This is a genomic window from Halomonas sp. OfavH-34-E (assembly GCF_024124525.1).
Lineage (GTDB): Bacteria > Pseudomonadota > Gammaproteobacteria > Pseudomonadales > Halomonadaceae > Halomonas > Halomonas litopenaei.
Genome location: NZ_JAMXRY010000026.1, coordinates 21,964 through 35,644 on the forward strand (window position 1 = coordinate 21,964; position 13,681 = coordinate 35,644).

Here is a 13,681-nt window from a genome sequence, read left to right on the forward strand (position 1 = left end):
AACAGCGGTTCAAACTCAGCCAAGGGAGAAGGTGCCAAGGGCCACGACCAATGACACAGAGGGCGATGACCAACGACACAGAGGGCGAGGTCACTGGCACCCTGACGGTCGAGTCGACGATGGCAAAGCAAATGAGACAACCATTTGGGCAGGCTCGGGGAAGTTGGTCATGCACAAGCAATGATCGTTTACTATGCTGTCTTGCATGCCCATCAAGGCACACTTTTAGCTGAGCCAGCAGACTCGGCCTTCCCTCCCCCTGGCTCCAGCCCAGCGGGCGGGAATCGGAGGAAATACAACGATACCGCCGGCCGTCACGCGTCGGCTGTCAGGACCTGACCAGCAAGCCGTACGTCGACCAGCAAGGAGAGCAGGCCAACACATCACTCCGCTGTATCAATGCCATGTCAATGACATCATTTAATTTAAGGGAACGATCATGAAAGTGTATTCGTCGGCAATACCTTCGCCCTGGAAGGGCATCGTGGCGGCATCGATTGCTGCGGTCGGCCTGGCAGCCAGCATTCAGCCAGCGTCCGCTACCGAAGAAGAAACCTCCTCCGAGGCGTCATCAGACAAGCCCAACATCCTGGTCATCATGGGCGATGACATCGGCTGGTTTAACACCAGCGCCTACAACAGCGGCATGATGGGCTACACCACGCCCAACATCGACAGCATCGCCGAAGAAGGCATCCGCTTCACCGACGCCTATGGCCAGCAGAGTTGTACCGCTGGGCGCGCGGCCTTCATCACCGGGCAGTCACCCAAGCGTACCGGTCTTCTCAAGATCGGCATGCCCGGCGATCCGCTCGGCCTGCAGCCGGAAGACCCGACCATCGCCGAGATCCTCAAGCCGATGGGCTACGCTACCGGCCAGTTCGGCAAGAACCACCTCGGCGATCGCGACGAGTACCTGCCGACCAACCACGGCTTCGACGAATTCTTCGGCAACCTCTACCACCTGAACGCCGAGGAAGAGCCGGAGAACGCCGACTACCCCACCGATCCTGGCTTCCGTGAACAGTTCGGCCCCCGTGGTGTCATTCGCTCTTCCGCGGATGGCCAGATCGAGGACACCGGCCCGCTGACAAAACAGCGTATGGAGACCATCGACGAGGAATTCCTGACCGCCGCCGAGGACTTCATCGAGCGCCAGGAATCTTCCGACACCCCCTGGTTCGTGTGGTACAACACCACCCGCATGCACATCTTCACCCACCTCAAGGAAGAGAGTGAAGGCCGCACCGGACTTGGCATCTACGCCGATGGCATGACCGAGCACGACGCCCTGGTGGGCCAACTGCTCGACAAGCTCGAGGAACTGGGTGCCGACGAGAACACCATCGTCATCTACACCACCGACAACGGCGCCGAGAAGTTCACCTGGCCGGATGGCGGCACTTCGCCCTTCCGTGGCGAGAAGGCCACTACCTGGGAAGGCGGCATTCGGGTGCCGTTCATGATGAGGTGGCCGGGTCAGATCGAACCGGGCCAGGTGTCCAACGAGATCCTTTCGCTTGAGGACATGTTCCCGACCCTGATCGCCGCCGCTGGCGAGCCGGACATCAAGGAGCAGCTGCTTGACGGCTACACCGCCGGTGACAAGGACTTCAACGTGCACCTGGATGGCTACAACATGCTGCCCCACCTGACCGGCGCCGAGGACGCCGGCGAGTGGCCGCGCGACACCTTCTTCGCCTTCGTCGATGATGGTTCCCTGGGTGCCGTGCGCTTCGGCCAGTACAAGGCACACTTCAGCATCCAGGAGCACGAGGGCATGGACGCTTGGCGCCGTCAGCAGACGCAGCTCAAGGCACCGCTGTTGATCGACCTGCGTGCCGATCCGTTCGAGATGGCCCCGGAAGACTCTTCCTACTACGACGACTGGCAGCTGCGCCGCATGTATGCCTTCTCCCCTGTAGGCAAGATCGTGGCGGACTTCATGGCCACCTTCGAGGAATACCCCCAGCGTCAGGAAGCCGGCTCCTTTACGCCGAAGCAATAACGCTTCCACCGGCAAGTCGACAGGAGGCCGCCCTTGGGCGGCCTCTTGCCGTTGTGCTCCCCGTTCAGCTCTTGTTCAGCCCCCGTTTATCTCCTTATTCAGCCCCTAGCTCTGCTCCGCGTTCGTTCGAGATATCACATTGCTGGATATATAGACAGTATTCGACTAGCCTTGCCGGCATGGATCACTATCACGACGACGGCCAGCAAAGAAGCGCTGCGGGCCCCTTGAAGGGCCGCGGCGCGACCTATGATCCCGCCAATCGTTTTGCTCTCACCCGTAGCGAACAGGTGGACGACGGCTGGTGGCAAGAGGCAACGCCTGATCGCATCGCCACCGTCACCGCCACCGAGAGCGCCAAGAGCGCGCTGTCGTGGAACCGCTCGCCAGACCTGCCCTTCGATCGCTCGATCAACCCCTACCGTGGCTGCGAACATGGCTGCATCTACTGCTACGCGCGGCCCAGTCATGCCTACTGGGACCTGTCACCCGGTCTCGACTTCGAGACCCGCCTGATCGCCCGCACCGGCCTGGTGGAACGCCTCACCGAGGAATTGTGCAAGCCCGGCTACGTCTGCCGTCCGATCAACCTGTCCGGCAACACCGACGCCTACCAGCCCATCGAGGCCGAACACCGAACCACCAGGGCGCTGCTCGAACGGCTGCTGGAGTGGCGTCATCCGGTCACCCTGGTGACCAAGAGCGCGCTGATCCTGCGCGACAAGGACCTGTTGAGCGAACTGGCAAGCCGCCGCCTGGTGCGGGTGATGGTCAGCCTCACCAGCCTGGACACCGAACTCAAGCGTCAGCTGGAGCCGCGCACCGCCTCACCCCGAGCCCGACTCAGGGTCATCGGCGAGCTTGCCGATGCCGGTGTACCGGTGGGCACCCTGGTCTCGCCGGTGATTCCCGGGCTTACCGACCATGAACTCGAGCGTCTGCTCCAGGCCGCCAGGGACGCCGGCGCCAGCACCGCCGGCTGGATGCTGCTGCGCCTGCCACGCGAGGTCGCGCCGCTGTTCGAGGCGTGGCTCGAGGCCCACTATCCTGAGCGCGCCGCCAAGGTCATGAGCCTGATTCGCCAGTGCCGCAACGGCCAGGACTACGACAGTCGCTTCGGCCACCGCATGCGCGGCCAGGGCGTCTTCGCCGAACTGCTCGATCAGCGCTTCCGCAAGGCCTGCCGTCGCCTGGGCCTGTCACGACGTAGTGATAGCGGCCTTGATAGCGGTCTTGATACTGATAGTGAGCTTGATACCGAGAGCTTCAGGCCGCCCCACCGTCAGGGGTCACTATTCTGAGGCTTGTCCAACCTTCGCTAGTCGACGTTTCGGATAAAGCCTCGCGAGACGCCACCGCCTCCAGGCCGCTATGCGCCAGCGCTGGTCCCATTGCCGCCTTCCAACTGTCCCTGGCTGCCGCCGGTGCCACCACCTACGCTACAAGGATCCTCTGGAATAACGACCTACAATTAAAATATAAGGAGTTCTGCATGCGCCGCCAGACCAAGGGCCTGCACGCCCTCTACGCCAAGGATCCCGTGGACGCCGATCGCAAGCTGTGGGGGCGGCAGGTGGATCCCGTCAGCCGTCGTGGATTTCTCACCGGCTCCAGCCTGCTGGCCATGAGCGCGGTACTCGGCGCCAGCATTCCCTTCGCACGCTTCATGCCGGGAGGCCTGATACCCGCAGCCCTGGCCCAGAGCGACGAAGCCTTCGAGATCGAGGGCAAGGAGGGGCTGAGGGTCCTCAACGACCGTCCGATCAACGCCGAGACACCGGCCCATCTGCTCGACGATGACATTACCCCGGCGCGCTACATGTTCGTGCGCAACAACGGCCTGCCCCCGGAGCGAGCCGAGATCGATCCCGCCACCTGGACGCTGGAAATCACCGGCGAGTCGTGCCAGAACCCCACCACCTTCACCATCGCCGAGCTGAAGGAGCGCTTCTCCGAGCACACCTACCAGCTTCAGGTAGAGTGCGGCGGCAATGGTCGCAGCGAGTACGTCCCCGCCGCCAGCGGCAACCAGTGGACCACCGGTGCGGTGGCCTGCCCGACCTTTACCGGGGTACGACTTCGCGATGTGCTGGAGGCCTGTGGCATCGCCGACGACGCCGTCTATATCGGTTACTACGGCGCCGATCGCCATGCCAGCGGCGCCGCCGACAAGGAAGCGATCTCCCGCGGTGTGCCGATGGAAAAGGCCCTGGAGGACGAGTCGCTGATCGCCTGGGCGATGAACGGCGAGGACATTCCCTACCAGAACGGCTACCCGCTGCGCCTGGTGTGCGGCGGCTGGCCGGGCTCGGTCTCGGGCAAGTGGCTCAAGCAGATCGTCGTACGCAACCAGAAGCACGATGGGGCCAAGATGGCGCCTCCCTCCTACAGCGTGCCGGCGAACCCGGTGGCACCGGGCACTGAGGTGGCCAAGGAAGACTTCGTCACCATCCAGTCGATGCCGGTGAAGTCCCTGATCACCTACCCGCGATCAGGGATCGAGCACGCCCAAGGCCAGCCGATGGAGGTGCGCGGTCACGCCTGGGCGGGGGATCTGTCGGTATCCGAGGTACACACCTCAATCGACTTCGGTGCCACCTGGCAGAAGGCCAGCCTCAACGACGCACCCAATCGCCTCGCCTGGCAGCGCTTTACCACCCAGGTCGAGTTCCCCGAGCCAGGCTATTACGAGGTGTGGGCCCGGGCGGTGGACGAAAACGGCCAGTCCCAGCCCATGGTGGTGCCCGGCTGGAACCCCAAGGGCTACCTCAACAACGCCTGTCACCGCATCGCGGTTCAGGTCGGCTGAGGGAGGAGACTGGCATGGGAATTCGTACCACCAGAAGGCATAGGGCGTGGTCGTCGGCCCGCCCGATCTTGATGACCGGCCTGCTGCTCGGCGCAGTGCTGTTCAGCCCCTTTGGCCTGGCTCAATCGACAGGCGAGGCCTCTGGGCAAGCCACAGATGCCCCCCTCGAGACCGACCCGGACAGCGGGTTCGTGATGGCCGAGGGCTGGCAGACGGTCAAGGGCAACTGCACCGTCTGCCACTCCGCCGCCCTGGTCACCCAGAACAGGGGGTCACGCGAGCACTGGGCCTACCTGATCGACTGGATGCAGGAGACCCAGGGCCTGTGGCAGTTCAATCCCGAAATGGAAGCCACCATCCTCGACTACCTGTCGACCCACTACGGCCCGAGGACCGATGCCAGGCGGCAGAACCTGCCCAAGCATCTGATGCCGCCGACACCACAGGCCAGCGAGACCAGCGCAGAAGGTTGAAACAACGGACGCGGTCGAAAGGCGGCTGATCGGCCCGATTCTGCGACAGCGGAATCGGGCATCGTATGCTCTGACAGGTATGGTCAGATGACCTAACACAGATATTTCAGCGCAGATCCTTCAGCGCAAGTCCTTGAGCACAGTGCCGCTGGCGAGGATCTGCGCCTCGAGAGGTAACTCACGGAACGGCTCGCAAACCGCCTCGCTTTGCCATTGGCGCATGGCGGGCAAGGCGAGGAGTCGCTCGAGGTAGTCGCGAGACGGGCCACCCATGGGCAGGTCGTAGGTTCGCATCCTGAAGGCGATGGGGGCGAAAAAGGCGTCTGCGGCGCTAAACCGCTCGCCGCACAGGTAAGGTCCACCAAAGCGCGTCAAGCCGTCTTCAAACAGTTCGTTCAGCCGATGCAGGTCATCCAGCAACTCGGGCGTCTTTTCGTTCAAGCGCACGCGCAGCGCGCAGTGCATCGCACACTGCTGCCTGAGCGCGCTGAAACCGGAATGCATCTCGGCACAGGCACTTCTGGCCCAGCACCTGGCGTCCACATGCTCAGGCCAGATTTCGGAATGACGCTCGGCCAGGTATTCGATGATGGCCAGCGAGTCCCACACCACCCGTTCGTCATGATGCAGACAGGGAACTCGCCCCGAGGGCGAAAACCGACGAAAGTCGGCGTGACTGTTGCCCTGCTCATCGAAGGGGTGAAAGGCCAGCTCGAAGGGAATCTCGAGCTGGCGCAAGGTCAGCCAGGCCCTCAGCGACCACGACGACGTCTGTCGATTGGCGATATGCAGCACGTACATGACAGCGCTCCCTGGGTCGCTGGCAGCGCCTGTCGCTGCCGGTGACGTTGATCAAGCCGCCAGCGACATCTCGTAGCCGGTGTACTTGCGAAGATTGATCACTCCGGTATCGAAGATCAGATACTGGCCCTTGATTCCCATCAGGGTGCCCTCGACTCGCGGATTCTTGTCGAGGTTGTGAGACGTGACCTTGGTGGGGTACTCCAGTACCGGGTAGTCGAAGCGACGTGGGCTGCCGTCCAGGGGACGGATAGCATCGGCGCCGAAGCGCTCGCGTAGATCGCCCAGCCCCGCCGACAGCCTCTCCAGCAGACGGTCGCGCTCTGCGGCCAGATCCAGTTCCTCGACCTGGCCCTTGAGCATCGCCCGCCAGTTGGTGCGATCCGACACCTCGTTCTTGAACAGCACCTCGACGAAGCCAGACTGCTGACGACTGTCCACCTCGAGGATCGGCAACGCCTGGATCGCGCCCTGGTCGAGCCAGCGCGTCGGCATCTGGGTATTGCGGGTGATCCCGACCTTGAGCCCGGAAGCGTTGGACAGGTAGACGACGTGGGGCTGGAAGCAGAACCGCTCGCCCCACTCGGGCTCGCGACAGGTCCCCTCGAAAAAGTGGCACAGCTCGGGCTTCATGATGCAGCTGTCGCACTGGGCCAGGCGCTTGAAGCAGGGATAGCAGTGGCCTTGCCCGAAGCTCTTCTTGGTCGCACGCCCACAGTGGGTACAGGCGATCGCCCCGCTCCACTCGAGTCGCAGGGTGCCGCCCAGGTAGTCGTTGAGCGGCAGACGGTTCTCGCCGGCCTTGAGGGTGTAGCGCGCAGGGGAGTCGGGTTCGACCCCCATCTTGGACAGACATCCGTGGGCAAGTACTTCAGTCACGACTGGCATCCCGGGCGAGCCCCGCCATGTCTTCGGAAACCCCGGCACTGCTCGATGGCCCACCGGGCCCAGCGCCGCAGGTGCGTTGCTCCAGGTAGCCGATGCGGCTCTCCTCGGGCACATTGTTGTCGTGCTCGTAGCGCATTACCGCTTCCATGCACAGCTCGATCTGCTCGGCCGTCAGCATTCGCCCGTCCGGCCACTTGCGCAGCGACACCGCCTGCTTGAGGCTCTGGTAGATCGACGGCGTCATCTGGGAAATCATTCGCTCGAAGGTCATGTCGCTCATGGCATCGCTCTAGTGAAGACGTGATTTGCGGGAATGATACCAGCCCAGCACCAGCCCCACGAGCAGACCGCCCAGGTGCGCCTCGTTGGCCACATTGCCAAAGCCCACCAGCCCGGCGACGTCGGTCATGGTGAAGACCATCCAGCCGAGCATGAACAGCACCAGCATCTGTGGCACGAAGAAGCCGCTGGCCGGCGCGCGACGGGACATCAACCAGACGTAGCCAAGCAACGCAAAGTCGACGCCTGACATGCCACCGAACAGCACCGTGCCGGTGGCGTACTGGGCCAGGTTGCCGGCAAGCCCCGCCACCACCACCAGCGTCAGCATGCGCAGCGGGCCGTGCAGGGTCTCCACCTGGCGGCCGAAATACCACAGCCACATCATGTTGAAGATCAGGTGCATCCAGCCGAAGTGCAGAAAGATCGGCGACAGCGGGCGCCATACCTGCCCCGCCGCCAGCGCATCGGGGATGCTGCCAACGGCCAGCGCCCCGCCACGGATGCCCACAGGCACGATCGCCAACCACGCCAGCACCATGTCTCCCCACACGGCGATGGCACCAAACACCAGAAGACACAGCCCGAGCACCGACAGCGTGACCGGATGCTGGCGCAGCAGCGGCCACCAGTGACGTGCCGGTCTCGGCTTCGAGGCCCTCGGCGCGGGTATCGCCTCCCCCCGCTGCCAGCGCGTGATCACCTCGGCCAGAGCATCCTGCTGTTTCGGGTCCATCAGCCACAGTACCTGGCCGTCGTCCTCGTCGGTGATACGGTGTCCGATGCGGTGCGACCAGAGCGTCTGTCGCAGCTCGCGAGTATCGATATCGTGGGGGATCAGCATGACCCGGAACATGGCGTCTCCAGCGCGAAAAAGGGTAGCGGCCCAGAGATGATGGCCTGAAATGACGTTGGCCGGTAGGGGCAGCGGTCACACGCGGCGCAGATGGGCGAAAGGCCCGACGGCAAGCCGGGCATGGCAGGATGTCTTTTTCATCCACACAGAAAAAGTCCGGCGGAGGGGGCCGCCGGACAAGAGCAAGGGATCATTCAAGGGAACACCTACTCAGACGCCGCTTTTGATAAAGGGTTCAGTCGGGTGCTCGATTTTAATGTAACGTTTTGTATCAATCGAAGACGATCTCTCGGGGCAAGGGCCTCGCACGCACATCCCTGGGCACCGGCACCCATACAAAGTGATTGGCGTCGAGGCGGGATTCAAAGCTGTAGCGATAGGCCACCAGTCGACCGAACTTCACCGCGCTGTAGTCGAGACAGGCAATATTCGGGGCCGGCAAGGCCGGCACGCCTTCGCACCAGTAGTGGCCGATGAACAACGGGGGCTGGTCGGGGCCATAGTAGCTGAGGCTGGCCCGTTCGCTGTCGCTCAACGGCCGGTCCTCGAGGTCTCCCGGTAGATTGTCCGGCTGGAACACCACGTCACCCCAGGTGCGAGGGTCTCGTGCCCAGAAGTGGGTCCGAAAGCTTCGTCGAGTGAAACCGTCTCCGGAATGGATGACCGTGTCCCCGGGCAGGTCGATGGAACCGCCGCGGGTCAGGCGCTCGAGGATCCTCGACTCTTCGGTACCCGGGCTCGAGGCCTGGAGCAGGAAGTCGTGGTCCAGACAGCCGTCGGGCCGCAGCTGCCTGAAGGATTCGATCAGGCGGTCGTCCCAGCAGGCGTGGACTACCCGGATGCCGTCGATCTCGAGACACAGGGGGATCTGGCGAAACCACGCCAGGGCATCATCCCACTCCTGAGGGTGGTCATGGTACTGCTCGAGGGTTTCACGAATGATGCGGTTGTGACGCGGTGTATGCGGGCGTAGCCATTCCCTGCCGTGCTCAGGCGGGGCCTTCTGGGTGTACGTCAGGGCATTGATCTCGTGATTGCCCAGCACGATATAGGCTTCGCCCTCTTCCACCATGCGTCTGGCGATGGAGACCGCCAGGCGGATACGCGGGCCACGGTCGATCAGGTCCCCGAGGAAGATCGCCTTGCGCTGGGGGTGACGATAGACACCGCCGCGCAGGTGATACCCCAGCCGTTCCAGCAGCGCCGCCAGGGTGGCGCCGCAGCCATGAACGTCACCGATCAGGTCGTAGCCGTCCAGTCGCCTGCTCACGTCAATCTCCCAGCCTGTTGCTCCAGCCCAGCTTGCTGCGCAGGACGTCATAGAAGTTGTGACCCAGAGGGTGCACCAGTTGAACGTTCTGGGGCTTGCGCCGGATCACCAGAACATCATCGGGCTTGGCCACGGCACGGGTCTGGCCGTCACAGCTGATGTGGGGATAGGTCTGGTTGGTCTCACCGATATGACAGCGTATCTCGCAGCCGGCGTCGATCACGATGGGCCGGCTCGACAGGGTGTGCGGGAACATCGGTACCAGCGTCACCACGTCGAGCTTCGGATGCATGATCGGGCCACCGCCGGACATGGCGTAGGCGGTGGAACCGGTCGGCGTGGCGATGATCAGGCCATCGCTGCGCTGGCTGTAGACGAACTGGCCATCGATGAACAGTTCGAACTCGATCATCCGCACCGCCTTGCCCGGGTGCAGTACCACTTCATTGAGGGCATCGCCGCTGCCCACCAGGGAATCCCCGCGGTAGAGCTCGGCGTCGAGCAGAAAGCGCTGTTCGACCTCGTACTGTCCGGCCAGCACCTCACCGACACGGGCCTCGAGCTCATCCGGCGAGATATCGGTCAAGAAGCCCAGCCGTCCGCGATTGACCCCCAGTACCAGGGTTCCGCTGCGACACAGGGTGCGGGCCGCGCCCAGCAGGCTGCCGTCGCCCCCGACCACGATCACCAGATCACACAGTTCACCGAGCATGCGGCGACTGGCCTCGGCGTGGCCACGTTCCAGCAACGCCGAGGCGGTACGGTCTTCCACGATCACGTGGTAGCCGGCGTCATCCAGAAAACGAATCAGCCGCTTGAGGGTCTCGACCACCTTGGCGCTGCCCAGGCGCCCGATCAGTCCGATGTTCTTGAACGATTGCATCCACGCATCCTTCCCTTGGCGACCGCTCATTATGGCGAGGGGGGCCTGGCGGAGCAAACCGCGCCCGGCGCCTCAGGCCAACGCATGGCCCAGATCGATGATCACCTAGACTGACGATGAATTAGACCGGCGCCGTCCTGTGACGCCGCTGCCACCAGGCGTTGAGCCACAGCGAACCGGCGATGATGGCGCCTCCCATGGCCAGACGTACCAGATCAGCCTCGCGGTTCCAGATCACCAGGTTCACCGCAAGGCCAGCAGGAATCAGCATGTTGTTCATGATTGCCAGGGCGCCTGCATCCACCCGCACCGCGCCCAGGTTCCACAGGAAGTAGCCGAGCCCAGAGGCGACCAGTCCCAGCCACAGCAGCACCCCCCACTGCAGGGGTGTCGTCGGCAGCCCCGAGGTGCTTCCCAACAGCGCGAAGGCCGGCAGCGCGATGCAGGCCGCACCCAGGTAGAACCAGGCGAACACATGGTGGCGAGGCAACGAGGGGGGCAGTGCCGCCGACAGGCGCCGATAGCCGACCTGCCCCATGGCAAAGCAGAGATTGGCCCCCTGCACCACCAGGAATCCCAGCCAGAAGTCGTCGTTGACACCCTTGTAGCGAATGACCGCCGCGCCGATCACCGCAAGCCCTGCAGTGACCAGATGGAAGGGCGTGAAACGACCAAACGCCAGGTCATCCAGAATGGCGATGTACAGCGGCGTGAAGATGGTGAACAGCAGCACCTCCGGCACCGACAGGAGCACGAAGGACTGGTAGAAGAAGATGTACATGATGCCAAGCTGGACGGCACCAAGTGCCATCAGCGCGAGCTTGTGGCGCAGATCGAGCAGGCCGGGCTTCAACAACGGCAGGAACACCAGCGCCGCCAGCCCCACCCGCATCATCACCGCGAAATAGCTGTCCACCTGACCGGCCAGATAGACACCAATCAGCGAAAACGAGAACGCCCACAGGGCGGTGACCACCACCAGATAGCCCACCGTAAACTCCCAATAGTCAAAAAGGTTTACGGCAGTATACGCGAACACCCTCTTCGGCCCAACGCTTGCCCCCTCTGAGCCCTGCTCGTCTCAATGATTGACCTGCTTCAACCACCAGGCCCCGTACGCCACCCCAGGCAGCCAGCCCAGCAGGGTCAGCAGGAACGCAATCGCGATCCGGCGCGAACCACCTTCGGCCACCGCCACCGCCAGCGGGGGCATCAGCAGCACCAGCACCATCAAGGCGAGCCGGGCCGCTGGCGACGCCATCAACGCCGACGCCACCTGGGGCGAGGATGTCACGGCCTCGTCACTGGTGCTGGACGCATGCGCATCGGTGCCTTCCTTCTGCTCGGGCGCAGGCGGTGGGGTGAAGTGCTCCACCGCAGGGCTATTTGCCGGGCCACTTTCCGGGCTATGCGCAGGACTACTTGCAGTGTTATCCATCGCCCCAGCCTGCGCACGCTGCGGCTGCGCGTCACGCGCTGCCTGCTCCTGGGCCTGGCGATGGGCCTCGGCGTCAATCTTCTGCTCCAGGCTTTCAGCGCCTTCGGCAAGGACATCGTGGTAACGCTCCCAGTCTTCCCAGTCATGGGGTGTCCCGGCCCTGGGACGATGGTCGTGGGACTCACGCGCTCGGTCCCAGGCCTTTTCCTCGAGGGTGTTGGGCCTTTCCTTATCTCGCTCACCGTCGAGCCCCTTGCGGGCCAGATACTCTCGCGCGTCCATCAGAGAACTTACCTCCAGGGTCGAATGACGCCACCGGTATCTCCGATGGCCCATTTCAGTGTGCCAATACAGGCTTTGATGTAACAGCAACGCCTGATTGATAGAGAAACCCGCCTCAACTGTCCTACTGTTTTGATAGAGGTCACCCCCACGGGTTCCCCACAGCGCCATGTTCAGCTCCCAGGAGAGACATCATGCAGGAAAGACAGGTCGAGATCGCCATTATCGGAGCAGGAAGCGCCGGCCTTGGTGCCTGGCACGCGGCGCGACAACATACCGACAAGCTGGTGCTGATCGAATCCGGCGCCTACGGCACCACCTGCGCACGGGTCGGCTGCATGCCGTCCAAGCTGCTGATTTCCGCCGCCGACGTGGCCCAGCAGGCACGTGACTCCGAGGGCTTCGGGGTCAAGGTCAGCGGCGTCAGCGTCGACGGCCCCGCAGTCATGCAACGCCTTAAGCGGGAGCGGGATCGTTTCGTCGGCAGCGTACTGAGTTCGATGGCCCGCATCGAGGAAGACGACCGCATCGTCGGTGCAGCTCGCTTCGAAGACGCCAACACCCTGGTGGTGGGCGACCATACGCGTATCAAGGCCAAGCGCATCGTCATCGCCACCGGCTCCCGCCCCTCCTGGCCCGACTTTCTCAATGCCGCCGGGGATCGCCTGATCATCAACGACGACCTGTTCGAATGGGATGACCTGCCCGAGTCGGTGGTGGTATTCGGGCCCGGCGTCATCGGCCTCGAACTCGGTCAGGCGCTGCACCATCTGGGCGTGCGAGTGCGCATGTTCGGCGTCGGCGGCGCCATCGGTCCGCTCGGCGACCCCGATCTCAAGGCGCTCGCCGACAAGGAGTTCAACACAGGGTTTCCGCTGGACCCCGACGCCACCGTCAAGAAGGTCGACCGGGACGGCGATCAGGTGGTGGTGACCTTCCACTGTCGCGACAGCAACACCGAGAAGACCGAGCGTTTCGACTACCTGCTGGCGGCCACCGGACGTCGGCCCAACGTGGACAAGCTGGACCTGCCGAAGACCGGGCTGGAACTCAACGACCGCGGTGTGCCGGTGTTCGATCCGCTGACCATGCAGTGTCGCTTCGATGACGGTTCGCCCGCACCGATCTTTATCGCCGGTGATGCCAACCAGGATCTTCCCCTGCTGCACGAGGCGTCCGACGAGGGACGCATCGCAGGCGAAAACGCCGGACGCTACCCGGATATTCGCGCCGGTCGCAGGCGTACTCCGTTGGCGGTGGTGTTTACCGATCCGCAGATGGCAAGCGCTGGAGTAGGCTACGCTGAACTCAAGCGTCGGGATGAACAACTGACCAACGTGGCCATCGGTGAGGTCTCGTTCGAGGATCAGGGACGGTCCACGGTGATGCGGCAGAACCGAGGCATGCTGAGGCTCTACGCTGAGCACGGCTCGGGAATTCTTCTCGGCGCGGAAATGTTCGGCCCAAGGGCGGAACACCTGGGCCACCTGTTGGCCTGGTCCATCGACCAACGATTGACCGTGGATCGCCTGCTGGAAATGCCCTTCTACCACCCGGTGGTCGAAGAAGGCCTGAGAACAGCACTGAGGGACCTCAACGTGCATCTGCGCAGGGGTCCGGCGATCACCGAACGCTGCCTGGAGTGCGGTCCAGGCGCTTGACGGTCAAGGGCCCGACGCATGGCGCCGGGCCGC

13 protein-coding genes are annotated in these 13,681 nt (G+C 63.5%); 5 read left to right on the forward strand and 8 right to left on the reverse strand.

The features are described 5' to 3' along the window. Positions 1-439 precede the first annotated feature (439 nt). The 4 genes from NH448_RS12730 (at position 440) to NH448_RS12745 (ending at position 5,290) form a co-directional block, all read left to right on the forward strand. Positions 440-2,008 (forward strand): arylsulfatase, encoded by a 1,569-nt coding sequence (locus tag NH448_RS12730; RefSeq protein ID WP_253028846.1) that lies wholly within the window; start codon positions 440-442, stop codon positions 2,006-2,008. Positions 2,009-2,187: 179 nt separating this feature from the next. Next, positions 2,188-3,309, forward strand: a complete 1,122-nt coding sequence (locus tag NH448_RS12735) for a PA0069 family radical SAM protein (protein ID WP_253028847.1) — start codon at positions 2,188-2,190, stop codon at positions 3,307-3,309. 191 nt (positions 3,310-3,500) lie between these two features. Beyond that, complete coding sequence (locus NH448_RS12740) at positions 3,501-4,817, forward strand: sulfite oxidase (RefSeq protein ID WP_124803927.1); 1,317 nt, start codon at positions 3,501-3,503, stop codon at positions 4,815-4,817. A 14-nt stretch (positions 4,818-4,831) separates the two neighbouring features. After that, positions 4,832-5,290 carry a hypothetical protein gene (locus NH448_RS12745; protein WP_205254670.1) on the forward strand — a complete coding sequence of 153 codons (459 nt, stop codon included), beginning with the start codon at positions 4,832-4,834 and terminating at the stop codon, positions 5,288-5,290. Positions 5,291-5,410: 120 nt separating this feature from the next. Here NH448_RS12745 and NH448_RS12750 read toward each other — a convergent pair whose 3' ends face one another. From NH448_RS12750 to NH448_RS12785, 8 genes are all read right to left on the reverse strand, one after another. After that, positions 5,411-6,091 (reverse strand): glutathione S-transferase family protein, encoded by a 681-nt coding sequence (locus NH448_RS12750; protein WP_253028848.1) that lies wholly within the window; start codon positions 6,089-6,091, stop codon positions 5,411-5,413. A 51-nt stretch (positions 6,092-6,142) separates the two neighbouring features. Then, the gene (locus tag NH448_RS12755; RefSeq protein ID WP_253028869.1) at positions 6,143-6,934 is read right to left on the reverse strand and encodes a DUF2797 domain-containing protein; all 792 of its coding nucleotides are present in this window, start codon (positions 6,932-6,934) and stop codon (positions 6,143-6,145) included. Positions 6,935-6,962: 28 nt separating this feature from the next. Beyond that, complete coding sequence (locus NH448_RS12760; protein WP_045994422.1) at positions 6,963-7,259, reverse strand: DUF1315 family protein; 297 nt, start codon at positions 7,257-7,259, stop codon at positions 6,963-6,965. A 9-nt stretch (positions 7,260-7,268) separates the two neighbouring features. Next, positions 7,269-8,114, reverse strand: coding sequence for a rhomboid family intramembrane serine protease (locus tag NH448_RS12765; RefSeq protein WP_253028849.1), 846 nt, complete (start codon positions 8,112-8,114; stop codon positions 7,269-7,271). Between the two features lie 271 nt (positions 8,115-8,385). Further along, on the reverse strand, positions 8,386-9,372 hold the full coding sequence (locus tag NH448_RS12770; protein WP_108133024.1) for a metallophosphoesterase: 987 nt from the start codon (positions 9,370-9,372) through the stop codon (positions 8,386-8,388). A 13-nt stretch (positions 9,373-9,385) separates the two neighbouring features. Further along, on the reverse strand, positions 9,386-10,267 hold the full coding sequence (locus tag NH448_RS12775) for an NAD(+) kinase (protein ID WP_108132991.1): 882 nt from the start codon (positions 10,265-10,267) through the stop codon (positions 9,386-9,388). Between the two features lie 121 nt (positions 10,268-10,388). Next, on the reverse strand, positions 10,389-11,258 hold the full coding sequence (locus tag NH448_RS12780) for a DMT family transporter (protein ID WP_045994414.1): 870 nt from the start codon (positions 11,256-11,258) through the stop codon (positions 10,389-10,391). A 90-nt stretch (positions 11,259-11,348) separates the two neighbouring features. Next, positions 11,349-11,987 (reverse strand): YqaE/Pmp3 family membrane protein, encoded by a 639-nt coding sequence (locus tag NH448_RS12785; protein ID WP_253028850.1) that lies wholly within the window; start codon positions 11,985-11,987, stop codon positions 11,349-11,351. A 194-nt stretch (positions 11,988-12,181) separates the two neighbouring features. On the opposite strand from NH448_RS12785, the gene NH448_RS12790 reads away from it, so the two are divergent. Beyond that, complete coding sequence (locus NH448_RS12790) at positions 12,182-13,648, forward strand: dihydrolipoyl dehydrogenase (protein WP_253028851.1); 1,467 nt, start codon at positions 12,182-12,184, stop codon at positions 13,646-13,648. Positions 13,649-13,681: the final 33 nt, after the last annotated feature.

Excerpts from the sequence above, each read along its gene's own strand:
- NH448_RS12745 (WP_205254670.1), top strand. The coding sequence starts at position 4,832 with ATGGGAATTCGTACCACCAGAAGGCATAGGGCGTGGTCGTCGGCCCGC.
- NH448_RS12730 (WP_253028846.1), top strand. The coding sequence starts at position 440 with ATGAAAGTGTATTCGTCGGCAATACCTTCGCCCTGGAAGGGCATCGTG.
- NH448_RS12740 (WP_124803927.1), top strand. The coding sequence starts at position 3,501 with ATGCGCCGCCAGACCAAGGGCCTGCACGCCCTCTACGCCAAGGATCCC.
- NH448_RS12755 (WP_253028869.1), bottom strand. The coding sequence starts at position 6,934 with ATGGGGGTCGAACCCGACTCCCCTGCGCGCTACACCCTCAAGGCCGGC.
- NH448_RS12765 (WP_253028849.1), bottom strand. The coding sequence starts at position 8,114 with ATGTTCCGGGTCATGCTGATCCCCCACGATATCGATACTCGCGAGCTG.
- NH448_RS12735 (WP_253028847.1), top strand. The coding sequence starts at position 2,188 with ATGGATCACTATCACGACGACGGCCAGCAAAGAAGCGCTGCGGGCCCC.
- NH448_RS12785 (WP_253028850.1), bottom strand. The coding sequence starts at position 11,987 with ATGGACGCGCGAGAGTATCTGGCCCGCAAGGGGCTCGACGGTGAGCGA.
- NH448_RS12760 (WP_045994422.1), bottom strand. The coding sequence starts at position 7,259 with ATGAGCGACATGACCTTCGAGCGAATGATTTCCCAGATGACGCCGTCG.
- NH448_RS12790 (WP_253028851.1), top strand. The coding sequence starts at position 12,182 with ATGCAGGAAAGACAGGTCGAGATCGCCATTATCGGAGCAGGAAGCGCC.
- NH448_RS12750 (WP_253028848.1), bottom strand. The coding sequence starts at position 6,091 with ATGTACGTGCTGCATATCGCCAATCGACAGACGTCGTCGTGGTCGCTG.
- NH448_RS12775 (WP_108132991.1), bottom strand. The coding sequence starts at position 10,267 with ATGCAATCGTTCAAGAACATCGGACTGATCGGGCGCCTGGGCAGCGCC.